The 25,270-nt window shown below is 48.1% G+C and carries 24 protein-coding genes and 2 pseudogenes; 14 read left to right on the top strand and 12 right to left on the bottom strand.

The annotated features are described in order from the left end of the window. Nucleotides 1-1,026, top strand: a complete 1,026-nt coding sequence (locus B9Y77_RS08240) for a tetratricopeptide repeat protein (RefSeq protein ID WP_085491173.1) — start codon at nt 1-3, stop codon at nt 1,024-1,026. Nucleotides 1,027-1,040: 14 nt separating this feature from the next. On the opposite strand, the gene B9Y77_RS08235 is transcribed toward B9Y77_RS08240, so the two are convergent. Continuing rightward, nucleotides 1,041-1,838 carry a KilA-N domain-containing protein gene (locus tag B9Y77_RS08235; RefSeq protein ID WP_073423624.1) on the bottom strand — a complete coding sequence of 266 codons (798 nt, stop codon included), beginning with the start codon at nt 1,836-1,838 and terminating at the stop codon, nt 1,041-1,043. Between the two features lie 213 nt (nt 1,839-2,051). Then, nucleotides 2,052-2,159, bottom strand: a pseudogene (locus tag B9Y77_RS16325) (KilA-N domain-containing protein); the annotation flags it as partial. Between the two features lie 60 nt (nt 2,160-2,219). On the opposite strand from B9Y77_RS16325, the gene B9Y77_RS08225 reads away from it, so the two are divergent. Further along, nucleotides 2,220-3,329, top strand: a complete 1,110-nt coding sequence (locus B9Y77_RS08225; RefSeq protein ID WP_085491172.1) for a hypothetical protein — start codon at nt 2,220-2,222, stop codon at nt 3,327-3,329. Nucleotides 3,330-3,336: 7 nt separating this feature from the next. On the opposite strand, the gene B9Y77_RS08220 is transcribed toward B9Y77_RS08225, so the two are convergent. The 8 genes and pseudogenes from B9Y77_RS08220 to B9Y77_RS08190 form a co-directional block, all read right to left on the bottom strand. Continuing rightward, on the bottom strand, nt 3,337-4,155 hold the full coding sequence (locus tag B9Y77_RS08220; RefSeq protein ID WP_073053485.1) for a hypothetical protein: 819 nt from the start codon (nt 4,153-4,155) through the stop codon (nt 3,337-3,339). A gap of 25 nt (nt 4,156-4,180) precedes the next feature. After that, on the bottom strand, nt 4,181-4,336 hold the full coding sequence (locus tag B9Y77_RS15950) for a hypothetical protein (RefSeq protein WP_170861496.1): 156 nt from the start codon (nt 4,334-4,336) through the stop codon (nt 4,181-4,183). Next, nucleotides 4,335-4,709, bottom strand: a pseudogene (locus B9Y77_RS08215) (class I SAM-dependent methyltransferase); the annotation flags it as partial. The gene B9Y77_RS15950 and the pseudogene B9Y77_RS08215, both read right to left, overlap by 2 nt. Before the next feature lie 478 nt (nt 4,710-5,187). Next, nucleotides 5,188-5,550: a nuclear transport factor 2 family protein gene (locus tag B9Y77_RS08210; RefSeq protein ID WP_072831146.1), complete on the bottom strand. Its 363-nt coding sequence runs from the start codon at nt 5,548-5,550 to the stop codon at nt 5,188-5,190. A gap of 58 nt (nt 5,551-5,608) precedes the next feature. Next, nucleotides 5,609-6,394 (bottom strand): ABC transporter permease subunit, encoded by a 786-nt coding sequence (locus B9Y77_RS08205; protein WP_026667057.1) that lies wholly within the window; start codon nt 6,392-6,394, stop codon nt 5,609-5,611. A 12-nt stretch (nt 6,395-6,406) separates the two neighbouring features. Further along, nucleotides 6,407-7,201: an ABC transporter permease subunit gene (locus tag B9Y77_RS08200; RefSeq protein WP_035769273.1), complete on the bottom strand. Its 795-nt coding sequence runs from the start codon at nt 7,199-7,201 to the stop codon at nt 6,407-6,409. A 13-nt stretch (nt 7,202-7,214) separates the two neighbouring features. Then, nucleotides 7,215-8,102: an ABC transporter ATP-binding protein gene (locus tag B9Y77_RS08195; protein ID WP_073053486.1), complete on the bottom strand. Its 888-nt coding sequence runs from the start codon at nt 8,100-8,102 to the stop codon at nt 7,215-7,217. Continuing rightward, a complete protein-coding gene (locus tag B9Y77_RS08190) occupies nt 8,099-8,716 on the bottom strand; it encodes a TetR/AcrR family transcriptional regulator (RefSeq protein WP_073053488.1) in 618 nt (205 codons plus the stop codon). Before B9Y77_RS08190 ends, B9Y77_RS08195 begins: the two co-directional genes overlap by 4 nt. Nucleotides 8,717-9,455: 739 nt before the next feature. Between B9Y77_RS08190 and B9Y77_RS08180 the strand changes: the two genes are divergently transcribed. Next, nucleotides 9,456-10,364 (top strand): PD-(D/E)XK nuclease family transposase, encoded by a 909-nt coding sequence (locus tag B9Y77_RS08180; RefSeq protein ID WP_085491170.1) that lies wholly within the window; start codon nt 9,456-9,458, stop codon nt 10,362-10,364. Between the two features lie 34 nt (nt 10,365-10,398). Here the strand turns inward: B9Y77_RS08180 and B9Y77_RS08175 are convergent, their stop codons facing one another. Continuing rightward, a complete protein-coding gene (locus B9Y77_RS08175) occupies nt 10,399-10,839 on the bottom strand; it encodes an RrF2 family transcriptional regulator (protein WP_085491169.1) in 441 nt (146 codons plus the stop codon). A gap of 156 nt (nt 10,840-10,995) precedes the next feature. Between B9Y77_RS08175 and B9Y77_RS08170 the strand changes: the two genes are divergently transcribed. The 8 genes from B9Y77_RS08170 (at nt 10,996) to B9Y77_RS08135 (ending at nt 20,655) form a co-directional block, all read left to right on the top strand. Continuing rightward, nucleotides 10,996-11,883, top strand: a complete 888-nt coding sequence (locus tag B9Y77_RS08170) for a sulfide/dihydroorotate dehydrogenase-like FAD/NAD-binding protein (protein ID WP_085491168.1) — start codon at nt 10,996-10,998, stop codon at nt 11,881-11,883. Next, nucleotides 11,883-13,382 carry an NADPH-dependent glutamate synthase gene (gltA, locus tag B9Y77_RS08165; RefSeq protein WP_085491167.1) on the top strand — a complete coding sequence of 500 codons (1,500 nt, stop codon included), beginning with the start codon at nt 11,883-11,885 and terminating at the stop codon, nt 13,380-13,382. The genes B9Y77_RS08170 and gltA overlap by 1 nt, the downstream gene beginning before the upstream one ends. A gap of 181 nt (nt 13,383-13,563) precedes the next feature. Then, nucleotides 13,564-15,138 (top strand): glycoside hydrolase family 5 protein, encoded by a 1,575-nt coding sequence (locus B9Y77_RS08160; protein ID WP_085491166.1) that lies wholly within the window; start codon nt 13,564-13,566, stop codon nt 15,136-15,138. Nucleotides 15,139-15,254: 116 nt separating this feature from the next. Next, a complete protein-coding gene (locus B9Y77_RS08155) occupies nt 15,255-15,740 on the top strand; it encodes a hypothetical protein (RefSeq protein WP_073423615.1) in 486 nt (161 codons plus the stop codon). A 163-nt stretch (nt 15,741-15,903) separates the two neighbouring features. Continuing rightward, nucleotides 15,904-16,149, top strand: a complete 246-nt coding sequence (locus B9Y77_RS08150) for a hypothetical protein (protein ID WP_139829282.1) — start codon at nt 15,904-15,906, stop codon at nt 16,147-16,149. Nucleotides 16,150-16,334: 185 nt separating this feature from the next. Continuing rightward, nucleotides 16,335-17,168 (top strand): TIGR02147 family protein, encoded by an 834-nt coding sequence (locus tag B9Y77_RS08145; protein WP_085491164.1) that lies wholly within the window; start codon nt 16,335-16,337, stop codon nt 17,166-17,168. Next, nucleotides 17,161-17,847, top strand: a complete 687-nt coding sequence (locus tag B9Y77_RS08140; RefSeq protein ID WP_085491163.1) for a hypothetical protein — start codon at nt 17,161-17,163, stop codon at nt 17,845-17,847. The genes B9Y77_RS08145 and B9Y77_RS08140 overlap by 8 nt, the downstream gene beginning before the upstream one ends. 126 nt (nt 17,848-17,973) lie before the next feature. Further along, nucleotides 17,974-20,655, top strand: coding sequence for a beta-L-arabinofuranosidase domain-containing protein (locus B9Y77_RS08135; protein WP_085491162.1), 2,682 nt, complete (start codon nt 17,974-17,976; stop codon nt 20,653-20,655). 51 nt (nt 20,656-20,706) lie between these two features. Here B9Y77_RS08135 and B9Y77_RS08130 read toward each other — a convergent pair whose 3' ends face one another. Beyond that, nucleotides 20,707-21,621 carry an FISUMP domain-containing protein gene (locus tag B9Y77_RS08130; protein WP_085491161.1) on the bottom strand — a complete coding sequence of 305 codons (915 nt, stop codon included), beginning with the start codon at nt 21,619-21,621 and terminating at the stop codon, nt 20,707-20,709. A 444-nt stretch (nt 21,622-22,065) separates the two neighbouring features. On the opposite strand from B9Y77_RS08130, the gene B9Y77_RS08125 reads away from it, so the two are divergent. From B9Y77_RS08125 to B9Y77_RS08115, 3 genes are read left to right on the top strand one after another with little or no spacing between them, the layout of a single operon-like run. Then, on the top strand, nt 22,066-22,749 hold the full coding sequence (locus B9Y77_RS08125; RefSeq protein ID WP_014545640.1) for a DUF4956 domain-containing protein: 684 nt from the start codon (nt 22,066-22,068) through the stop codon (nt 22,747-22,749). A gap of 13 nt (nt 22,750-22,762) precedes the next feature. Further along, nucleotides 22,763-23,872: an HlyD family secretion protein gene (locus B9Y77_RS08120; RefSeq protein WP_072827835.1), complete on the top strand. Its 1,110-nt coding sequence runs from the start codon at nt 22,763-22,765 to the stop codon at nt 23,870-23,872. Further along, nucleotides 23,872-25,269, top strand: coding sequence for a TolC family protein (locus tag B9Y77_RS08115; RefSeq protein WP_085491160.1), 1,398 nt, complete (start codon nt 23,872-23,874; stop codon nt 25,267-25,269). Before B9Y77_RS08120 ends, B9Y77_RS08115 begins: the two co-directional genes overlap by 1 nt. Nucleotide 25,270: the final 1 nt, after the last annotated feature.

Genomic DNA, 25,270 nt, shown 5'->3' with positions numbered 1-25,270 from the left:
ATGAAAGTGTTTATTCTTGTTTTGCTTTTTGTAATTTCGTCGTTTGCGGCGCAATCGTCTTTTGACTTGATGGAACGCGCAAACGCCCTTTATCGCAGTGGAAAATTCAAGCAAGCTATCCTCTTGTACCGCAAGGCCGAAGACCGCGGCGCCGATCCCGTTGCCGTGAGTTTCAACATCGCCAATAGCTATTACCAGATGGACAAATATCCCGAGGCGGCCGCCGCCTACCGCAAGGCTGTGGACTATTCCGAAGGCAATTTTGCACCCGCACTTTTCAATATGGCTAGCGTCTACTTCCGCTTAAAACAATTCCCGGAATGCATTGCCGTTTACCACCGTGCGCTCAAACTCGACCCCGATAACATTTCCGGCTGGCTTTACCTCGGTGAGGCTTACTCCAAAACCGGCGACAAAGTCGGAGCCCTCCGCGCCATCGAAAATGCTTACCGCCTCGACAAAAATGACATCAGCATCGTTTACCAGCTCTCCGAAGCGAACATTGCTCTGAATGACTTTGACCGAGCCGTTGCCGTAATTCGCGAAGGCTACACGCTCCATCCCGAAGAATCCGATTTCTTAGTTTATCTTGGTGATGTTTACCGCCTGAACAAGAATTTTGAAGAAAGCGCCAACGCCTACCGCGAAGCCCTCAGCGTGAAAATTGACGACACGCAAATTATGTACAAGCTTGCCGATGTCCTTGCCGAAGACAAAAAGCCCTACATCGCCATGGAAATCTTAAATAACATTTTGCAAATCAAGCCCGTTTTTTCCGATGCCGCCATCTTCATGGGAAACCTCGCATACGATGCCAAGTTCTATGATCGCGCCGAATATGCCTACGAGCTTGCTGCTAAAAACGGGAATGCCGAAGCCGTCTTTGGTTTCAAGAATATGGCCTACGATGTCCACGCGCAAAAACGCACAGAAGAATCCGTGCGCCTCTTGAATGTCGCTTTAAAATATTTCCCTGACGACGCCACTCTCACGGCGGACTTGCTCGAAATTCAGTCCGGAAAGTGAATGGCCGCAGTGGATTATTTTAGCAGTTTATTTTCTCCGATAGATTCTAGCACGGTCATCTGCGAAATCGCAATCTGATTCAGTTTTTGCAACCGCTCTGGTTGTGGCAAGCCTTCCTTGATCAGAACTGAATTTAACGACTCCATGTTCGAAAGGCAAATTAGCTGGTTTACTGTTGCATAATCGCGGACGTTGCCTTGCAAATCGTCATGCGCATTGCGCCATTCTTTAGCAGTAAATCCAAATAAAGCAACATTTAAAACATCTGCTTCATTAGCGTAAACCATATTCACTTGCTGTTTTGTGAGTGTTGCCGGGATCAAATTCTGTTTGATGGTGTCCGTATGAATGTGGTAGTTGATTTTAGAGAGCTCACGGCGTACAGACCAGCCGAACTTGGCTTGTTCAGCTTCTTTGAGGCGTTGGTATTCGCGAACCAATAATAGTTGAAATCTGGGGCTAATCCACATTCCGAAATGATACGCTATATCTCTATGTGCAAAAGTTCCGCCATATCGTCCTGTTTTGGCTACAATTCCTTGAGCATTTGTTGAGAGTATCCATTGCTTAGCCGAAAGAACAAAATTGTTGCTTCCTGCAGCATTTTTAATTGTACCGAATTCGGTATAATTAAAATTCGGGTTGTACAAAGACTCCCATTCTCCTAGATATTCAATGGTGTTTTTATTGCTCAGCCATTTGAATATGATGTGTTCTTGCATTTGACTATGGGCCATGTCGGTCAACGAAATGTAGTCGTCATTGCCGATTCTCTGTACGGAAATTTCTGCATCCATAACCTTTATTTTCATCGTCGCCTCCCTGCGGACAAACATAAAAACCACAGTGTTTGAAAAATTTGAGCACTAGAACATTTGTTCACTAATGAATGTAATCCTTTTAGAGATGGTTGTCAAGATTTTTCTGAAAATGTTCGCAAAAAAAAACGGCGGTTTTGCCGCCGTGAATGTTCGAAATTTTTAACTCTACTCTTTTATGTTCTCTTTGCAGAACGGGCGAGTTTTTTTGGGTGGCGACAAAGTAAAGGCGTAGAGTCCGTCTTCCTTTCTAAACCACTCGGATTCGAGTGGTTTAAAATTGGGATTATACAGCTTTTCCCAAAGCCATAGGAATTACTAAAGTTTTAACTTCGCTCAAAAAGAGCCACTATAAGACAGAAAGCTCTCGCCGAAGTGGAACGCCTCATCGACTGGGAAACGGAACTTGGCCGCGTGGACTCCATCAAGATATTCCTCAAGAACCACCCCAAGTCCGCAGTCCTCAAGAAGCTCACGACCGAAATGGACGCGCTTATCGCCAAGGGCGACAACGCCGCGAAAACGGAAATCAAGGAACTGCTCAAGAAAGCGGAAACGAGAAGGAAGGAAATCGAATACAAGGAAGGACTCGAACGCCTCAAGAAAATCAAGGCTGGCATCAAGTCCGGCTCAAGCGTCCCGTTCTCGACAAACATCAGCATCGACGACCTTCGCGCCCTCAAGGGCGACAAGTTGCCTCCCACGCTCGGACACCTTGATACAGCCATCGAGAAATATAAGAAGGGACATTACTACGGCTCGGCGACAAAGAAACACGACGCAGAAATCGAGGCGACGATGCGCGAGCTGTTCCAGAAGCACGACTTGGGGATGCACATAGAAGACGACCTGCTTGAAAAGGTTTTCAACAGCCATTTCAAAAACACCTTCGAGACAGGAAGCTCCGGCGGGTATAGCGGCCCGTCGCTAAACGCGGACGGTTCAATCAAGCAGAGCCATTTGAGACTATCCGCAGCACACAAGCTCTTTGACCTGGGTTCAACGGAAAAGGCGAACCAGCTCAATATCTCGCAGTACGAAAAGTACGGCAACCTTCTCGACCATGACAAGCTACGTGAGGCGACGACGCACAACCGCGCCACCCAATACGGAAATGTCGCGGTACGTTTCAAGAAGGACAAAGTGACCTGCACATGGACGGCTGGCGACAGCCTAAGCGAAAGATACCAGCCCAGTCTCGTCACCGACCCGAAAGCGGTTTCCTACGACGACATGTATGAAAGCAAGCTGCCAGTGAAGGGAACGCAGACGAACGACATGACGAAATTCCGCAGCGACAACATCAGCAGCTATCTTGAACTGCAATTTCACGGCGATGTGACGGTCGATTGCGTGGAGTCGCTGACGTTCCCTTACGACCTAACAGAAAAGGCGAAGTCCAAGTATCTAGGCTTCGCCCAAAAGTGGAAATCCATCGGAACAGAGGTTTTTTACATAAAAAACGGCAAGCTGGAGAAGCTCTAGTTGCAGATTATTGTCTTTGCTTAGACAAGTATTCATTCAAGGCTTTATTGCAAGACCCATAGCTGGTATAACGCAATGAGCTAACTTGATTTGCTGGATTTTTAGTTCCTTCGAGCACGACTCTGTAATCCCCATAAAGTTCTATGCACTCGTATGCAACAGGAGTCTTTTTGCCATTTAAGTAATTATCCAAATCGCGATTGCAGGATTTATAGTTTGAGTAGCGTTTCGAGCTAACTTGATTTGCCGGATTTTTAGTTCCCGCAAGCACGACTCTAAAATCTCCATAAAGTTCTATGCACTCGTATTCAACGGGAGTCTTTTTGCCATTTAAGTAATTATCCAAATCGCGATTGCAGGATTTATAGTTTGAATAACGTTTTGAACTAACTTGATTTGCCGGATTTTTAGTTCCCGCAAGCACAACTCTAAAATCCCCGTAAAGTTCTATGCACTCATATTCAACGGGAGTCTTTTTACCATTTAGGTAATTATCCAAATCGCGATTGCAGGATTTATAGCTTGAGTAGCGTTTTGAGCTAACTTGATTTGCTGGATTTTTAGTTCCTTCGAGCACGACTCTGTAATCCCCATAAAGTTCTATGCACTCGTATGCGATAGGAGTCTTTTTACCATTTAGGTAATTTTCCAAATCACGATTGCAGGATTTATAGCTTGAATAACGTTTTGTACTGACTTGATTCGCTGTATTTTTAGTCCCTTCAATTACAACTCTATAATCTCCATAAAGCTCTATGCACTCATAATCCGTTGCATAAAGACAAGCAGATAAAAGGAGATACACTGAAAGAAATTTCTTTAGCATAAAGGGCCTTTATGACATTCAAGATTTAATCTTTGTCCCAATGGGGAAAACCAGCCGGGTCAACATAATCGCAGTCAATGACTTTATCTTGAGGATTCAAGTCTAAAGTTTGCTTTTTGACTTTCTTGACTTTGCATGGAACGTTATATTTTTCCATGAGCTTTTCCAAGTCTTTATCCATATATACCTTGTATGGAACGATGATAATAAATCTGCTCTTTCGGTTGCCCTTCAATCGCTATATCATAGTAACTGTGCGGTGTCATATATTTTTCAGTCAACGTGACAAAACAAGGGTGTTGCGTTGCAAAGACAAAAATTCCGCTTTCCTGCAACAGTTCATAAACAGCCATAAGAAGTGGTTCAATATCCGTAATATCCATAATTGCCATATTAGAAACTGCTTTCGTAAAGGCTCGATTTCTTTTTAATTCTAATATACTTTTTCTATCGGTCGCATCCGCCACACAAAATTCAATTTGTTTTGCATATTGTGATTGCCGTCTTTTAGCCAATTCTATCATTTTTTTGCTGTAATCAAAAGCGACAACCGAAGGGCGTGTCCGCACAGGGACATCTTGAAATTGAAGGTACTACACCAGCCGATTGAGGGATGAAACGAAAAATCCGAGGCAGAGAGATATTCTCTTCCTCGGATTTTTTTATTTCAATAGACTCTCCGCCTCGAACTTGGTATATTGTGTTGCTGAGAAATGCGGTGCCATACACCACACATGGTTCGGAAAGTATGCTGTGAAAAAATTGCATCTTTTTTAATGCTGTCAGCGGTCTTTCCCTCTTTTCTCTTGTACGCATTGTATCGTCAGAGGCGTGGTTCAGAGCTTCCTTGTAACCCAGAGAGCAACGACCTGTATGTTTGGCTTCAGGAAGCCGCCCGCATCGACGAAGAAGAATATTCCTTCCATGGCATCCATACTGTCGATTTTCCAGTTCCCGGAGGGCCTGTAATTACAATAATTCTTCCTCGCTCCATTTTCGCCCTTCCTTCAACTTCGTGCTCTGTTCACCTTTTCACAACGATTCAATAGGCAAATTATGCTGCTTCAGAAAAGACAGCTTATCCCAATATCCTCTCTGAAACAGAATTTTACCATTCACAACATGGAAGAAGCCGCATCCCCGCAGTCCCAGAGGGTCCTTCCATTCTAAAATCGCCCACTGTCCATCTTCAAAGATATTCTCTACAATGGCAGTCATATCGGCAGTGGCAAATTCTGCTGTAAACATTTCACGGATTGCATCTATCCCAATCACGGGATCATTGGTCACCTGATGATTGGTTGCGTTATCATGGTACAAGCTCATAATTGCCTCTACATCATGGTTGTTAAAGGCATCTACCCATTTACATACTATTTCTTTTGGCCGTAACATAAATATTTCCTCCATATATCGTTAGCTGCTGTTTTCAAGATACACGATTCATGTAACATCACAATTCCCGCCGTTTCCACTGATCCAGGGCAGCTGCGACACAAATACCTGCCACAACGATCGTTAAGACGAGATAGGGAAGGTGGAAACCGTGCAGTGCTACCTCGTACACATCAAAATAACGCAATGGGGTCAGGTAGTCCAGGAAATGATTTCCTGTGTACTCGGCAGTAAAGGCCAACCCATAGGCAGCCAGCATGGAAATTGTTCCTGTCCGCACCGCAGCCTTATAGGATCGAAGCACACTGGAAAACAGCAGACCCAGGGCAAAAAAGAGAGTCTGGGTAAAGAACATTCCCATCGTTGTGGAAAGCACCGCTCCCGGCTGATCCAGACCGCCCAAAGGAAGAACGATCGTGAAATAATTACACACGCCGCTGAACAGGGCGAACACCAGCAGGTTCACTGCCGAAACGATCACCTTCGCCAGAACAATGGTTTTCCGCTTCACAGGCTTTGTGAACAGGTATTCCGATGTTCCGAATTTCTTTTCCCTTGCCACACAGGACAGTCCCAAAGACATGGCATAAGGAAACGCCAGCAGTCCCTCCCAGAAATAGATGCACACATACCAGCCGGTGGATGTCGTCAAGTCGCCTTTGACTCCGAACATGATCATGATCAGTCTCGGAAATTGGCTGACCATCGCTGCCATTTCATCCAGACTGTCCCGTAGGGACAGAAGCTCAAAATAGCAGAAACCGCACAGAAGCAGCATGATTCCCAGCCAGATCAGCAAAAGTCTTCTGGTTTGGCGGAATTCATTTTTAATCAATGTTTTCATGTTCACACCTCCTTAGCTGCGGAACTGAATGTCTTTTTTCAGAAAGACACCGTAAGAAAGCACCAAAAACAAGGCAAACAGCAGCACGCACCACCCAAGATACCGGAGGTCATAGAAGCCGGCTTTGGAGATCTCGGCGGCTCCGAAGAACGAGTAGGGAGACAGAAAACTGATAGCCCGGTTACTGACGATGTTGGAGAAGCTGGTAATGCAATACTCAACGAACACAACCAAACCGGCAGTCAGCAGCGGACTGCGGTTGCGGGAAAACAAAACTCCCACCATCAGCCCCATTGCAGCGAAGAACAGCGTCACAAGGGTCAGGGACAGGGCAATCAGGAAAAACTCTCCCCAAGGAGTTCCGGAACGGAATGTTGCCATGGCGAAAAGGGAAGCCAGCAGATACGCCGCACCCACGATCGCCACGCCGACAAACACCGTCCATGCCTTTGCCCAATAAATTGCTTTCCGGGGAAAGGGCTTTGTAAACAGGTATTCCGAGGTTCCTTCCGTACATTCTCTGGTGTGAATGGAAATGCCGAAGTGCATCCCGAAAACGCCGGAGGCAATCATGAAAAAGCTGGTCAGGAACCCGTAAATACCCAGCGGAGAGGTCAGGTATTCCATCGATACGCCGACGCTCCTGTAAAAGTCCGTGGTGCCCATGGTTTCAAAGAGTTCCACGGAGGCCGCATCCAGAAAGCTGTAATAAGTCGGTGTCATGAAAAAGATGCACGCAGCCAAGGCGATGGCCCAGCCCAGGATATAGGTTCGATGCCTTCTCAGTTCATATTTCAAAATGACCATGCCTGACACCTCCTTACGCATAGTAGTGCAGGAAGATCTCCTCCAAAGAGGGTTCTTCCAAAAGCACATCGTCCAAATGCAGCAGGTGAAGCTTGTCAATGATCGCCGTGATATTGCCGTTATACACAAAGGAAACAGAGGTCTTGTCAGGACTCTCGGTGTAGTTGGCAATGCCGGGCAGGCCCCAGAACTCACGGGGGATGGCCGTTTCAGCGGTAAGGCTGACCTTTTTATAGCCGCTTTCCCGCAGCTCTCGGATGGACTGAATGCCCACGAGCTTGCCCTCTTTTAAGATCGCCACCCGGTCACACAGCTTCTGCACCTCACTGAGGACATGGGAGGAGAAGAAAATGGTGGTTCCCCGGCTGTTCTCCTCCTTCAGAATATCGTAGAAAGCCTGCTGGATCAACGGGTCTAAGCCGCTGGTGGGTTCGTCCATGATCAGCAGCTTGGGCGAGGTCATGACGGCAGACACGATCCCCACCTTCTTCTTGTTGCCCAGAGACAGGTCTGCGATTTTCCGGGTCAGATCCAGATTGAGGCGCTCGGAGAGCTCATACATTTTCGTTTCGCAATTCATGCCGTACAGGTCTGCGCTGTATTGCAGCAGTTCCCGCACCTTCATGTTTTCATAATAGCTGTTTTCGCTGGGAAGATAGCCCACATCTCTGGCAATGACACTGGCCTTGGTCTGGCAGTCCAGGCCGAAAATAGATGCGCTGCCGCCGCTGGGATGGATCAGGCCCATCAGGGTGCGGATGGTGGTGGATTTTCCCGCACCGTTTGGGCCAATGAAGCCGAAAAACTCGCCCTGGTCAACAGAGAAGCTAAGTCCGTCAATTCCCCGATGTTTCCCATAGTGCTTGGTCAGCTTTTCCAAAACAATGATTGGCTCGCTCATTTCAGATACTCCTCCTTATAAAAATTTTTCCGCAGAATTGCGATGTTCTTCTCAAAATCATCCATGACGGTCTCAAAGTCAAAAGCATTTGCCCCACGGTACCGGGCCGCATATCCCTCGCCCATCAGAAGCAGCATCTGAAATACCGGCCGGGCATCCTCCGGGTTTTTGAATTTCAAAGCGTCCTCCTCCCGAAGAACCATATCGTTTCTGAAGCTGCAGGCTTCCTCTGTCAGAATCACCAGCGCATCGGCTACTTCGGGAGAAGTTTCTTCCCAGACGCTGGTAATAAACTGCAGGGTGAAGGGCTGATTTTGGAAGCTCTCCATTTCCATGCGGCTGGATGCCAGGATCCTGTCGAACAAATCCGTTTTGGAATCCAGATGTGCTTTTTCAAATATTTCTTCAATGACCTTTTTACAGTATTCCAGCAGATAAATATAGAGCTGTTTTTTGCTTCCGAAATACTGAAACATGGATGCCTTGGAGATATGAGCAGCCACTGCAATATCATTGACGGATGCTTTTTCATAACCAAATTTTCCGAAGCACTGAAGTGCTGCGTTCAGGATCGTCATTTTCTTTTCTTCCGTCAGCGCCAAAAATTTTTCCACTTTGATCCCTGCCTTTCAACGAAATAACCGAATCGGTTATTTATAATATAACACCAATAACCGATTCGGTCAACCCTAAAGATAAACAAAAAGAGGGTGAGTTTTCCAACTCATCCTCTTTCGTGGAGCCTCCCGGACTTGAACCGGGAACCAACGGGTTTACGTTTGTGATGCTTTCGCACCTCCGTGGACTATGTCTTCGCCATGCCCTTGCGGGTTTAGACGTGGGAGGCTTGTGCGGTCATTAAGCAGGCTCTACTGCTCCGCTAGTCTCTACACCTTCCAGGAGTGTACCCCTGGCTCGGCTCGGCGTTGCCGTGCAGCGTTTCCGCTGGTTAGGTTTCACCGATTTCTTCCCATTCGCATCCAGCTCTTTCAAGCTGGTGCCACAATTTTTATGAGTCCGACGCTCTAACCGATTGAGCTAAGGCTCCGAGCGCAAAGATAGGTTTTAACTCCGCTCAAAAAGAGCCCCTATAAGACCTGCTTCTGAATATACCTTATTTTATGCGGCTTCGCAAACGATTTTGCTTTGGAAAAATCAGAAAAATTGAATAGATTCTTGTATTTTGGGCCAATTTTGGGGAGGCTTTGTACTTTTTTGCTAGTGAAGTGTTGAAATCCATAGTTGACAAAATAAACGATTTTGCTAACGGTTGTTTGCAAAATTTGCAAAGTTTCGCTTTTTGAAAATTCTCTATTGTAGATTAGAACCTCCAAACTTAATGGAGGTGTAATTATGAATCAATCTATTCCTGAAAAGCTAAAAGGCAAAACCTACATCGACCCGAGAACCGATACCGGATTCAAGAGCCTGTTCGCTAGCAAGGATGCCATCAAGGACTTCGTTGATGGAATCTTGCACCTGAAAGGCGACGACCAAATCAAGAATCTGAATTACTCGTTTGAACATACGTTAAGATTTATGATTCCCGAAGAGCGGAAAGTCATTTTGGATGCTTTCGCGACTACGGGTTCTAAGCGTTTCCTTAATATTGAAATGCAGAAGGCAGACCACAGTTTCTTTATCGACCGAACCATATTGTACAAAGCGTTCTTGATTATAAAAGGCAAGCATGAAATGGATAAATCAGAAGAATTTAAAACGCTCACAAAAGAAGAAAAGGAATACCGGCGTTATGAAATTCCCGAAACAATATCCATTTGGATTTGTGATTTTGAATTGCCGTACTGCATGGAAAAATACATTGATGAATGGGCTATTTATAGCAAGGAAGTGTTGAATGGAGGAGTCGTCGAGACGTTATTCCCCAAAAATAAGTATATTATTGTAAGTCTGCCGAAGTTTAATAAAACCGCAGACGAGGTAAAAGATCCTGTTGACGCTTGGCTCTATGTGCTCAAACACGCGCATGAGGGCGAACCGCTTCCTGACTTTGGGAATGGAATCGTCAACGACGCCTTGAACCGCATCAAAATTGAAAACTTGGACAAAACCACTCTGAACGAACTGGAGCGAGAAATGATTGCAAAAGAAGAAATAGAATGTCGTTTGGCTGGTGCCAAGATTGAGACTCGATTTGAAATGGTCGATGCGATGCTTGCTAATGATATTCCTATTGAAAAAATCGCTATTATTTCCGGTATTTCTCTGGACGAAATTAAAAAGCGCAGAGCGCAGCGCTGATGTTCAGTCCGGAAAGTGACTAGATTTCACTTTTTTATTTTTCATTGCAGAGCGGGCGCGCAATTTTGGGGGCTTTGCGGGCCAATTGCTCGATCGTAATGCCCGTGAAGTAGTCCTTGATGATTTTGGCCAAGTCCTTCCACATTGGGAGTGTCGGGCAGACGTCTGCACGGTCGCAACCGTTTTTCCCGTCAGCAACGCATTCCACCGGGCTAATGGAAGTCTCAATGACACTCAGGATTTCCCAGACCGTGAGTTCAGCCGCTGGCTTTGCAAGCTTGTAGCCGCCGCCTTTGCCGCGTGCGCCTTCGAGCACGTTGTTCTTTACGAGGACTCCAAGAATCGCTTCGAGATATTTTTCGGAAAGTCCCTGACGTTCTGCCAGGTTGTGCAGTGGGTGGAATTCGGCTTCGCCGTTTTCTGCCATATCAATAATAACGCGAATGGCGTATCGACCTTTCGTAGATACTCTCATGATTCTTTGACTCCTTTGAACCATAATATACATATAATTACAATTATTGTAAATTTTTTCCTACAACTTTAGTTGGCTTTTTTCAGCTCTACAGCCTCCCTTTACATATTTTTTTACTATCAGTGGTCAAAAAAAATTTCTATATTGCCTCGCATTATGGCAAAAATTCTCTTTAAAAAGCAGTTATCTCCCGCGGTATTCCAATTCCGCGTCCACGCCCCGCTGATCGCGCAAGAACGTAAGGCAGGACAATTTATCATCCTCCAGACGAACAAGGACAATGGTGAACGCGTTCCGCTCACCATCGCCGATGCCGATACTGAAGAAGGTTCTATCACCCTCATTTTCCAGACGGTTGGCAAGACGACGACTGAACTCTCCAAGTTCGAAGTCGGTGACGATATCCCGGTCTTGGTTGGCCCGCTCGGTTCTCCGACCCATATCGACAACTTTGGTCACGTGGTCTGCGTTTGCGGTGGTGTCGGTATTGCCCCGATGCACCCGATTGTCCAGGCTCTCAAGGCTGCAGGTAACAAGGTCACCATCATCATGGGTGCCCGTAACGAAAGCCTCTTCCTCATGAAGGAAGAAATGACCGCTCTCGCTGACAACATCATTTTCATGACCGACGACGGTTCTTATGGCCGCAAGGGTCTCGTGACCGAACCGCTTAAGGAACTTTGCGAAGACACCAAGGGCAAGCCGGACATGGTCATCGCTATCGGTCCTCCGATCATGATGAAGTTCTGCGCTCTCACCACCAAGCCGTATGGTGTGAAGACTGTCGTTAGCCTCAACAGCATCATGGTCGATGGTACTGGCATGTGCGGTGGTTGCCGCGTCACTATCGGTGGCAAGACGAAGTTCGTCTGCGTCGATGGTCCGGAATTCGACGGCCACGAAGTCGACTGGAACAACATGCTCCAGCGTATGGGCGCTTTCAAGCCCCAGGAACAGGAAGCATTGCACCGCTTCGGTGCCAATGACGGTCACAAGTGCAACATCGACAAGATGGCTGATGCCAAGGCTAAGGAGAGCAAATAATGTCTGAACATATGACTCGCGAACAGTTGGACGCCGCCGCCAAGGTGGAACTTGAAAAGATTAAGGCTCTTCCGCAGCCGCTCAAGCCGAAGGACAAGACTGCTATCCCGGCTCAGCCGATGCCGCAGCTCGAACCGTCCTATCGCGCACGCGTGATGGAAGAAGTGGCTCAGGGTTATACCGAAGCTCAGGCTATCGTCGAAGCTAACCGCTGCCTCGCCTGTAAGAAGCCGTTCTGTGTCGAAAGCTGCCCGGTGCACATCGACATTCCGGCCTTCATCGCAAAGATTGCCGAAGGCGACTTCAAGGCTGCTATTGCAAAGATTAAGGAAACGAGCTTGCTCCCGGCTATCTGCGGTCGTGTTTGCCCGCAGGAACGTCAGTGCCAGATGAACTGCACCATGGGCAAGATGCACAAGGACGTGAACCAGGCTGTCGCAATCGGTCGCTTGGAACGCTTTGCTGCTGACTATGAACGCAACAACGGTGGTGCTACGGTTCCGGCTGTTAAGCCTGCAACGGGCAAGAAGGTGGCTGTGATCGGTTCCGGTCCTGCCGGCTTGGTCGTCGCTGCTGACGTCCGCCGCGAAGGCCACGACGTGACCATCTTCGAAGCTTTCCACAAGCTCGGTGGCGTGGTCCGCTATGGTATTCCTGAATTCCGTCTTCCGAAGAAGATTGTGGACAAGGAAATTGAATCTCTCGCCGCTATGGGCGTGAAGTTCGAAACGAACTTTGTGATTGGCCGTACCCGCAAGCTCAAGGACCTCATCGAAAAGGATGGCTTTGACGCTGTGTTCGTCGGTACCGGTGCCGGTCTTCCGTTGTTCATGAACATCGAAGGTGAAAACCTCGTCGGTGTGTTCGCTGCTAACGAATACCTCACCCGCGCAAACCTCATGCGCGCCTACGACAAGGAAAATGCCGATACGCCGATGTGGCCGGGCAAGAACGTTGTCGTCCTCGGTGGTGGTAACGTCGCTATGGACGCTGCCCGTATGGCTCTCCGCCTCGGTGCAGAAAAGGTCCGCATCATTTACCGTCGTAGCATGAACGAACTTCCGGCCCGTAAGGAAGAAGTTCTCCACGCTCAGGAAGAAGGTGTCGAATTCTGCGTCTTGCAGAACCCGGCCAAGATTCTTGGTGACGAAGCCGGTCACGTCCGTGGCATGCTCGTCGACAAGTACGAACTCGGCGAACCCGACGAAAAGGGCCGTCCGCGTCCGGTCAAGGTCGAAGGCGCAAGCTTCGAAATCGAATGCGACACCGTGCTCGTTGCTATCGGTAACGGTTCCAACCCGCTTATCAGCAACACCACTCCGGAACTCTCTGTGGACAAGAAGGGTCACATCCTTCTCGAAGATGCAACCGCCAACAAGACCTTTATGGAAAAGGTCTACGCCGGTGGTGACATCGTGCTCGGCGCTGCAACCGTGATCCTCGCCATGGGCGAAGGTCGTCGTGCTGCTGCAGGCATCAATGAGTTCTTGAAGAAGTAATTCTTGCTTGGACTGTCATTCCGGCCTCCGTGCCGGAATCGCCTTACGCATTTTAAAAGAGGATGGCTTCAGCCATCCTTTTTTGCTTTCGTTCCTTTTTGTCAATTCTTCCTTTTTTGTGACATCGCCTTTTTGCGAATCTTTTGATTATATTCATAGTGGGGGTATTTAAGGAGATGTTATGGTTCAATCAAAATTTTTTGGAATTGCCTGTGGCGTAGCGATGCTTGCAGGTGCAGTTTCTGCAGCGACTCTTCCGACCGCAAAGGATGTTCAGGCCAAGATGGGCATGGGCTTCAATATCGGCAACTCGATGGAAGTGCCGAACAACCCGACTTTGTGGGGCAACCCTTACCCGACTCAGGCTTTGCTTGATTCCGTGAAGGCGGCAGGTTTTAACACGGTGCGCATTCCCTGCGCTTGGGATAGCCACACGAGTGGCGGCAAGGTCACCGAAACTTGGCTCGATTCCGTGAAGACGGTCGTTGATTACGCCATGCGCGCAGGCCTCTACACGATTTTGAACATCCACCACGAAGGTGAAGGTGGCTGGTTCCAGAGCAACATCGGCACGAGCGTCAATAGCAACATCGATAACAAGATGAAGACTTACTGGACGCAGATTGCGAACAAGTTTAAGGATTACAACGAACGGTTGCTCTTTGCGGGTGCAAATGAACCCGGCCCGAATGTGAACACGTGGACATCGCAGCATGTGCAGACGCTCATGCACTACTACCAGACGTTTATTGATGCTGTCCGCGCTACGGGCGGCAACAACGAAACCCGTACCTTGATTATCCAGGGCCTCAACACTGATATCGACAAGTCCGTTGCAAACGCTCCAGTAAGCACCTTCCCGAAAGACAAGGTCGAAGGCCGCTTGATGTTCGAAGTGCACTACTACGATCCGTACCAGTACACGCTTATGACGAGCCAACAGGACTGGGGCGCTAGTGAACCGATTCAGCCGCAGTACTACTATGGCAATTACACCAAGGCTAGCGAACCCAAGCGCAATGCGGGTTATAACGCCTGGGCAGGCTCTGTCGATTCCAAACTTGGGAGCATCGTGCATCCGCAGGAACAGTTCGCCAAGATGAAGACGAATTACGTGGACAAAGGTTACCCGGTCATTGTCGGCGAATTCGGTGCAAACGTCCGCTCTCCGGAATTGAGCGGTTCCGACCTGAATCTCCACAAGCAGGGCCGCGTGCAGTGGCACAAGGATGTCGTCTCGGCGGCGAAGCAGTACGGGCTCACCCCGATTCTTTGGGATATGGGTAACGAAAGCAATACTGGTTATGACAATATGGCTTACATCCGCCGTCAATCTTCACCGGTGGGGAAGGTCCTCGAAACGGACGTTATCAACGCTATGCGTAGTGTATATAGCCTCGGCAATTACGTGAACAATGGTGTCACGCACGTTGAAGACTTTATCAATGGCGGTAACGACGCGCCCGCCTCCAGTTCTAGCGTAGCCGTTTCAAGTTCAAGTGAAATTACACAGTCCAGCAGCTCGGTGACCATCGCTTTGCCGACTGTTCTCGCGGGTGCCCAAGTGAATCTCCATCGTGCCGGCAATACGCTTTATGCATCCGGCGATATTATGTTGTTCGATATGAACGGAAATCTTGTCCGCTCCACGAATAACGTGTCCGCTGGGCAGGTCGAAATGCAACTGCATGGCCTCCGCCAAGGCAACTACATCGCCAAATGCAAGAATAGTGTTTTGCAAGTCAAGATTCGCTAACAAAACCACCCCGCGGATATTTCCTGACATCGTTTTGAATAAAAATCTCCGCCTCATCGGCGGGGATTTATTTATATTATTTTGTAGGATATTCAAATATAAAGAGGGAGCCCCCTATGAAAAACCTTTTTCCTGTTTTGACGGTTGTATTTGCGCTTCTCACTGGATGTGCTAAAACCATGCAATTGGATGATCCCAATCTCTATGACCAGTACCTCACTAAAAGCTATAACCAGCCTGTTGGAACTTGCTTCAATGCGGTGAAAGGAGCGTTTGCCGAGAAAAAGGTTGCGCTGACTAAAGAAGATGCCGAAAACGGGCGAATTGTGACAGAACGTCATGACGCTTTAGTTTATGCCACATATACAGGCTACCGTACAGGGAATGTGACTAACTATAGTGGAGGCATGGGCAAAATAACGCACCGCTATTATATTGATGTGAAGGGCGATGAAAAAACATGCACCATAAAAGTGACCAAGTACAAGGCATGGAATAACGAAAACGAAGCAACCTATGTGAAGGTTGATGATATTTATAATTATTACTGGGGTCCGCTTTTCAAAAGCTTCGAAAATCATTTCAATCCTGACGAAGAATAGGTGTTTAAATTTTGCTTCGGTATAATAAGGGACGGCATAAACCGCCCCTTTATTTTTTTTCCCGGGAACTCTTTACAGTCTTTTTTCGCCGGCAAGAGGCCCCCTTTACCACTTTTTTTGAATAGTGTATATTGATTCGTGTATTGTAAGCGAGGCTATGAAAATGAGCGATCACAATTATGAACTTTATGTCGAAAAGAAAAACGCTAGAGCCGAGGGCCTTGCCGAAGGTCGCGCAGAGGGCCTTGCCGAAGGTCGCGTTGAAGGTCGCGATGATGAACGAACGGCGGTTGCTCTTGATATGCTCGCCGACAATGAACCGATTGAAAAAATCGTCAAGTACTCGCACTTGCCCGAAAGCAAAATTCTTGAATTACGAGATTCTAGGGCGACTTACAGCAGTAAGTAGGATTGTTCTCGTCTTCTTTAAAAGGGATGGTGCTAAACCGTCCTTTTTCGCTATTATACGTTTTGTATAATATAGCCCTCGCAACTTATAAAAACTAAAAAATATTGCTTTAATGATCGCTAAATAACTTTTCCCGTATAATACGGATATTGACTTCTGTATTGTAAAAATTTATTTTATGTATTATGAAGTCGATTTTTGAGTACCGCGATTACCATCTCTATTTGCAGGATTATTACGACGAACGCAAACGTCTTGGAGCCTTCTCGTGGCGCGAATTTTGCCGCAAGGCAGGCTTTTCGTCCCCGAATTTTTTAAAACTCGTTTCCATGGGGCAGAGCAAGCTCAGCAAAATCAAGGCAAGTCAGGTGGCCAAATCGATGGGACTCGTCGATTACGAAGAAGAATACTTCTACCAGCTTGTCGCTTTTGGCAATGCCGAAAATAACGAAGCACAGCGGGCTGCGTATCTTGAAATGCAACGAATTTCCTTGGAACACCAGGTCCGCGTTGTCGATAAGGATGCGTTCCAGTATTATGAATCCTGGAAATACCCGGTCATTCGTGAGCTAGCTCCGATGATGCCTGGCGCAACGCCTCGTGACCTTGCCGAAGTGTGCAAGGAATATGTCTCTGCCGAAGAAATCCGTGACGTTCTGGAGTTTCTCGTCAAGGCGGGGTTCCTGAAAAAGGATGGCGAAAAAAGCTATGTGCAAACGGAACAGACCGTTATCGGTTCCAAGGAATCGCTCCCTATAGCCATCCGTGCCATGCACAAAGAAATGGCGATTATGGCGGCTCGTGCCGTAGACCGCTATTCCACAAGCGAACGCTTCTTTAACGGTGCCACTCTCAGCGTCAATCAGGATGCCTACAATAAAATCGTTGAAGAAATCAAGGCTTGCTGCAAAAAGGTCGTTGCCATCGCCAATGAAAGCAGTAATTTTGATCAAGTCTGCCGAGTCAACTTTCAATTTTTCCCACTCACCGATAAAATAACGGGGAAGAACCATGCTTAAGAATTTATACTTGATTACCCTTTCATTGCTCGCTTTTGTTGCTTGCTCTGGAGATAACTATGCTACCGGAACGGTGGACCCGAATGCAGGCCCGCAAATTGCAGAAAACGACAGATCTTCGAGCAGCTCCGCTGAGGGTGAGCCGGGCTCGGATGGCGACTCTGGTAGTAGTTCGTCTGCCCGTGAAATTTTCATTGTATATGAGGCTCAGAAAGCTGGGGCCGTTGAAAAAGAAGAAACTTACTGTGTGAGTTTTAAAAACAGTGCTTCGGCAACGTATACAATTGTCCAAGCGGATGGTGGTGCGGTTGTAATAAATAAAGGTCAAATAGATGTGTACACCGAAGAAAAAGGTGCCTCGGCTTCTTGTGAAAATGGTGCAAAAAAGTACTCGTCTCAGTTTAAGCTTGGTCGAAATAACCGCATGGAAAGAAGTGTAAAACTGGAAAATTTCGGTAGTGGTTGTGATGAAATTTTTGAGCAATTTAAGAGTCTTTGCTTGCTGCAAAACGCAAATGATGAACTCAGTGGCGCCTGCGATGACAATGGAACTCTCGAGGCTTATTGCGCTTACGTAGATGAGTCTGCCGTTTTCGACACTCTTTTGGAAGATTTTTCCGCCGAATCCACAACCAACTGCGGTGACAACAGCGTCCATATCGATTCTTTTGGAATTTAGCCCTTTGTCAAATCAGCAAAACTAATTGCCTAAGCCCCATTCCTAATGCCCGCTCGCCAATCTATTTTCTAGGGTAGGGAAGGAACCGCGCGTTCCCGTGACTCACTTTAGAAAAAGGTGGCTCTTATGAAGTTAGGATGGTTTGGTAAACAATTTCGCACGGCTCTCGCTTTGACGGGGCTTGCGTGCGGTCTCGGATTTTCACAGGATGTGCTTTACCCCGACATGTTTGCGTTGTCGGATGTACAGCTTTTGGACGGCGTGCTCAAAGAACGCCAGGACTTGAACGTCGAAACGCTCCTCAGTTACGATGTGGACCGCTTGCTCGCGCCTTTTTACGAAGAAGCGGGCATGAAGCCGAAGGCGAGCAAGTTTCCGAACTGGGCGGGGCTCGATGGCCACGTTTTGGGCCATTATCTGAGCGCCTTGGCAATGCATTATGCCGATAACGATGACGTCCAGGTCAAGAATCGCCTCGAATACATCTTGAAAGAACTTAAGACGATTCAGGACCAGAATTCCAAGGACAACAATTTCAAGGGCTATATCAGTGGCGTTCCCAACGGCAAAAAGATGTGGCTCAGCATGAAGAGCGGCAATGCGGGCGCCCAGAACGGCTATTGGGTGCCGTGGTACAATATCCACAAGCTCTATGCGGGCCTCCGTGATGCTTACGTTTATGCGGGCTACGAACAGGCAAAGACGATGTTCTTGGCGCTTTGCGACTGGGGCATTACGATTACGGACGGTCTCAACGATTCCAAGATGCAGCAGATGCTCGGTACGGAACACGGTGGCATGCCCGAAGTCTATGCGGACGCTTACTATCTCACGAAAAACGAGAAGTACCTGAATGCGGCGAAAAAGTGGTCGCACAAGTGGCTTTTGGACCCGATGTCGCAAGGCAACGATAACTTGACGAACGTGCATGCCAATACGCAGGTACCCAAAGTTGTGGGTTTTGCCCGCATTGCTGAACTTTCCGGCGATCAGAATTTCAAGAAGGGCTCCGATTTCTTCTGGCAGACTGTCGTGAACAAGCGCAGTATCGCGATTGGCGGTAACAGCATTTCGGAACATTTCCCGGCGCTCAACAATCACAAAAAATTCATCGAAGAACGTGAAGGACCAGAATCCTGTAATACGTACAACATGCTCAAGTTGACGGAACGATTGTTCAACATCAAGCACGATGCGCATTACACCGACTTCTATGAACGCGCCCTCTTCAATCACATCCTTTCGACCATTCACCCGACGCATGGCGGCTACGTTTACTTTACTCCGGCACGTCCGCGCCATTACCGCGTGTATTCCAAGGTCAATGCGGGCATGTGGTGCTGCGTGGGTTCGGGCATGGAAAACCCGGCAAAGTACAACCAGTTTATTTATACGAAAGACAAGGACGCTCTCTACGTGAACCTCTTTGCGGCTTCCGTCTTGAACTGGAAAGACAAGAGCGTAAAAATCAAGCAAGAGACAGCCTTCCCGAAGGGTGAATCTTCCAAGTTCACGATTACGGGCTCTGGCGAATTCGATATGCAAATCCGTCATCCGTACTGGGTCAAGGAAGATGCGTTTAAAGTCATTGTCAATGGCGATACAGTCGTGAAAAAGTCGACTCCGTCGAGCTATGTTTCTGCGGGTAAATCTTGGAAGTCGGGCGATGTCGTCGAAGTGCTTTACCCGATGTACACGCATGTCGAAGATTTGCCGGGCGTGACGGATTACGTGGCGCTTTTGCACGGTCCGATTGTGCTCTCTGCAAAGACGGGTACTGCGAACTTGAACGGTCTTGTTGCCGATGATGGCCGCTGGAGCCATATCGCGTCCGGAGCGCTCGAAGCGCTCGATCAGGCGCCGATGCTCGCGAGCAAAAAAGAGGATATCCCCTCGAAGGTGGAACCGGTGAAGGGCGAACCGCTGCACTTCAAGGCACCTTACCTCTTCGCAAAGCAAAAGGACGCGAGCCTGCTTTTGCAGCCGTTCTACGAAGTTCACGATGCGCGTTACATGATGTATTGGATGGTGCTCACGGACCCGAGCATTCTCGACCGCCTTGAAAAAGAGCAAAAAGAAGCCTTGGCGCTTGATGAAAAGACGGTTGATAAAGTCGCACCGGGTGAGCAACAGCCGGAAGTCGATCACAAGATGGAAGAGAAAAATTCCACCAAGGGCACGGCAAACGGAGAATTCTACCGCGACGCAGGCAAGTGCTCTGGCGGCGATGGCGGCCTCATCAGCTACGAATTCGAGACGAATAGCGAAGATTCCTTGAGCCTCATGGTGCGCTATTGGGGCAACGAAGGCTGCACCCGCACATTCGACATCACGATTGACGATGAAAAACTCACGACCGAGACGATTTCGAATCGCTGGAAAAAGGATGAATTCGTAAACGTCACGTACCCGATTCCAGACAAAATGGTAAAGGGCAAAAAGATTGTGCGCATCTCGTTCTCGGCAAGCTCTGGAATGGTGGGCGGCATCTATAGCGTGCGCCTGCTGCGCAACAAGCCAAAGCCGGAACCAGTCGCTATCAAGCCTGTGGCGGTTGCAAAACAAGGCCTTCGCGTGCGTGCAGACCGTCAGACGCTTCAAATCGCATCTCCGAGCGCTCTTGCCCGCACGATGAACGTAAAAATTTATTCAATGGATGGGCGCCTGAAACTCACGCAAATGCTCCCCGCAGGCGCAAGCGAGTTTAACGTCAACATTGCAGGCCTCAAGAACGGCAATTACATTGTTCGCCTTTTCCAAGATGGCCTCGTTCGCGGCTACACGCTATTCAACAAAAACGGCCTTTAAAGATTTCACTCCTTAACACCCCCAAAAGTCCTCGCTCCGCGAGGACTTTTATCATTCCGCTTCTGTGGAATCCTTCACGCAACGAACGGAAAAAGCAAAAAATTTTTCCATCTCTTCTGGGTATATGACATCGAATTCTTTACTTGAAAAACAGACAGCATAGTAACCTTGAAAATGATTGCAATAATGATGAGAACTCAATGATTGAGTCCATGGCATATGCGTTCCAAAACATGTGTATTTACCAGCGGATTCCGCAGGGTTCCATACCTCATCTTCGTTGAACCACCAGTTGTATTTTAAGTGTATTTCTTTAGAGTTGGTAATATCGTAAAGACCGGCTGGTAACACGCTAAATCCCCATGTATCGGATCCATTTACTTCGTGTTCCCAACCGCTTGTTGACTTTAAATCCATTGTCAAATTGTTCGTGTATTCGATTAAAATTTCCCATTCGTCAATTGATGGAATGTGCCAGTTGTCAGGGCAAATTCCGCGGGAATTGAATTTTGTATCGGTCATTCTGGATTTTATGTTTTCGTTTGTGCAACCTACTGCGGCCTCCCAAACATAAAGTCTTCCATATTTTGCGCAGCTATCGGGCTCATTGTTATTGCAAAAACTTGCAGAATCTATAGTCGTGTAGCCAACTTTAATGGGCTCTGTATATGCATAATTCAAATTCTCCGCCATCCACCATTGGTCCCCGATTTTCACGGTTTTGTACACTTGTCCATCACGCTCGTCGACAAGTTCTCCGTATGATATGCCGGAACTACTTGAAATTATGATTTCGGAACTACTTGATTCAACAACAGATGACGATGATTCTACGTTTTCAATCGATGAAGAAAAAGCTTCAATAGCGGAACATGATGAATTTTCTGCAAAAGAACTAGAGGGATTCTCGTCACTACAACCCCAAAATAAAATCCCAATAAGTAGACAAAAGAATACATTGCGCATAACGTCTCCAACTCTTACAAAAAATATATGATTTTTTCTTCCAAAATACTTCAATCACTCCATTCTGTTCGCCATTGCTCCACGGAGACTTTTTTGTAACTTTCTATTAACGCATGCCGAGCGAATTGCCGGTATCTGCCGCCGACAAACCGCGTTTCTGTTACCGAAAATAAACATACGTTGCGACTGACTCAATGCGTTGTTGTGGTAACCAACATGTAATTATTTTTTTCAAGAACGAAAAAACTAGTTTTATTATTTTTAGCGTGGGTTCTACAGCCTGGAATAAAAAAATTGGGTGAAATTCGCCCAAATCCGAAATTCACAAGCGGATTGTAATTTTTTTGTTAGTCCATTATTTACATAATAGCGAGTGTGAAAGCCTTGTTTTTAAGTAGATTTTGGGAAAACGGGCTAAAAAAAGAATTAATTAACGGAGTTATTATGCTTGACCTTCTTGCTGTCCAGTCCAGCTCAACAAACGCAACGATTATTACGCTTGCATACACCTTGATTCTCGCGTTCGTCCTGTCTTCGACGATTGCATGGACTTACGAAAAGACGTTCCTCGGACTTTCGTACTCGCGAAACTTTGTGCAGGGCATCGTGCTCAGTGCAGTGGTCGCTGCCATGGTGATGCAGGCTATCGGCGATAACGTTGGTCGTGGTCTTGGCATGATGGGTGCTCTCTCGGTGGTCCGCTTCCGTACGAGCTTCAAAGATCCGCGCGATATCATGTTCATCTTCGCCGCTCTCGGCGCCGGTATCGGTTGCGGTGTTTACGCCTGGGGTGCTGCAGTCGGCGGTACAATCGCTTTCAGCTGTGTCGCGTTCCTCCTCTCTCGCACGGGTCTTGGTACCAAGCACTTCTTTGACGGCATGCTCCGCTTTGCTCTCCCGAACGAACCCAAGGTTCGTGGCCAGGTCGAAGATATCATGAAGGGCAACTTGAAGACGTTTATTTTGATTACGATGCGTGAAGTCGATGGCGGTGCCCGCTTGGACGTCGCCTACCAGATTCGCCTCCGCGCAACGAAGCCCGCTGCCGAAATCCTCACGCTCCTCTCGAAGGTTGAAGGCATTTCGGATGTCCAGTTCATGATGCAAGACGCTACGACGGAAATGTAAGGAGGTTTGAAAAATGAATAAGCTCGAAGATCTTCTCGACAATTTCTGGAATACCCACAAGAACAATGCGGGCGTTGCTTATGTCTATACTCATAAGCTTTCTATTGCCTGGGTGGCATGCGTCGTGTTTGCCGTGATGCTTGGCTTCATTTACCAGGGCAAGGCAGCCATGTTCCGTGGCATTGCCGAATCCAGCGAAACGATTATCAGCCTTCCGTCTCCGACTGAAATTGTAAAGGTCTACGTGGTGCCGGGCCAGGAAGTCAATGTGGGCGATACCATCGTGGTTATCAACCGCCCGGACTTGACTCTCCGCATTACAGAACTTACCCGCGAACTCGACGCTCTCGAAGGCCGCAGCAACTTGAGCTCTGCCGAAATCGACCAGAAAGTGGCCGAAGTCAAGGCTAACCTCGAATCTCGTCGCCTCACACTTTTGGCTGAAATTCGCAACCTTGAAGCGGAATACGAAAGCAACAAGGCTATTTCTGCCAAGCTCAAGAGCCTCTCGAACTCCAAGTCCAAGGCCGATGGCAACGATGCCATGGCTATGCGCATCAAGAGCCTCAAGAACGAACTTGCTGTTGCAACCAGGAGCGCCAACGAACAGATTGCCCTCCTTCGCGGTAGCAACAAACTCCAGAAGTCTAGCGGCAAGACCGAAGCTGCAAACATCCGCAAGGAACTCGCCGAACTTCGCAAGCAGCAGAAGGAACTCACTCAGATTGCCAAGGAAAACTGGGTTGTCGGTGACGTGAACGTGCGCGATGGCGAAAAGGTCTCGAGCTTTGCTCCGATCGTAACGCTTGCCCACAAGTCCCCGACGCTTATCCGCGGCTACATCAACGAACAGATTTACGAAAACACGAACCTCGGCGAAGCCGTGAAGGTGACTTCCCTTACCGGTAAAGGCAAGGCCGTGATTGGCGAAGTGGTCGGCCTTTCGAGCCGCATCGTGCCGTTCCCGACCCGCATGTGGAAGATGCCGGAAATCCCGGTTTATGGCCGCGAAGTGACCATCAAGATCCCTGAAGAAAATAAGTTCTTGCTTGGCGAAATGGTGACCATCACCGAAACGAGCAAGCGCAACTTGGAAAAGCAGCAACAGAAGGCTAAGAAGTAATGAAGACTGTATCCTTTTTAACGCTTGCACTGACTGCGGCGGCAATCGCAAGCCCTCTCACATGGGAACGCCTGATCGAATCCGCTAAGGCAGATCCGAGGTATGAGGCTGCTGAAAAACGCGCCGAGGCGACATCGAAAGAACGCAACCTCAAGCTTTGGGACAAGGTGGAACTCCGCTATCAGCTGGACGGTTTTAGCTTTGCCAAGCATGACTTTGAACTTCGCGTGACCCCGCAGGCTTTTGGTGAACGCGCTGCCGACAAGGCACACTATGAGGCCGTTAAGAATTACCAGCAGGCTACTTTTGCCGTTGAACGTTCGATCCTCCTTTACGACCGTTACGAACGCGGCGTGCGCTATGTACTTCGCCAGAAGATTAACGAAATCAACAAGCAACTTTTGCAGGTTATTCAGGACCGTATCGAGGTGCTCCACCTCAAGTCCGGTTCTGCTTCGTTCAATGCCGAAGACTTGATGACTTCACTCGAAAAAAGCGCCTCGCTTAAGGCAAACCTGCTTTCGGATAGCACGGCGCTCCGCGATGCCGAACTCAAGATGTTGAGCTGGGCTCCGGATTATGACAATGTCAATTTGGATTCCTCGTTCCTCCCGACGATGGAAGAACTTGCCGAATTCTTGAAGAATGGCGTGACTGTTGACGAAAGCTTCCCGCTTGTGGCTCTTGCCAAGGGCAAGCGCGATTCCGATATTTCCAAGGCACAACAGGATGCAAGCAAGGACCGCAACTACATTTCTCATGTCGGTATTGGTTACTCGCTCCAGGTAGAATCCTTGATGGAAAAGTACAAGGATTTGGAATACAAGGATATCAAGAGTGGTGCTCGGTATGATGAATACGAATCAGAGTGGATGTCTAAGGCTTGTACTCAAACTGTTCAAGGTGAATGCGCTTCATACGATGCTTCTTATAAGCTAAGAAAGCTTTTCCCGGATACGGATAACCGCAAGACTGCGGACAAGTTCTTTGTGAACCTCGCGTTCCGCTTGCCGTTCTTCGACAGCAACAAGGATGCTTCTCTTCGTGAACAGGTCGAAAAGCTCGATGCCGAAAGCAAGTACTTGGACGAAGTCCGCGAAGTAAACCAGAAGGTCGCCCGCCTCACCGAAGAAGTGCTCACGCTCATCGACCAGTGGAAGGTCTTGAAGGACTATGCCGAACAAGTGAACGCCAGTGGCTTTATGGAACAGTTTGCGCACAAGGCTGGTTCCGACCCGCTCCTGCTCCTCCGCGCCCGCGAAAGCGCTCTCGAAAGCGATTTGAAGGCCGCCAAGCTTGAATACGATATCTATGCCCGCTATTTGGAGTTGCTGGATTTCTCCGGTGGACTTGCCCGTGAGGGTGTCGTGAACCATCTTCGTGAAGGAATCAGGTAGT

The sequence above is a fragment of the Fibrobacter sp. UWB13 genome (assembly GCF_900177805.1).
Taxonomy (GTDB): Bacteria; Fibrobacterota; Fibrobacteria; order Fibrobacterales; family Fibrobacteraceae; genus Fibrobacter.
Note: the sequence above shows the minus strand (reverse complement) of the source record. Positions and strands in the feature narration are given on the sequence as shown.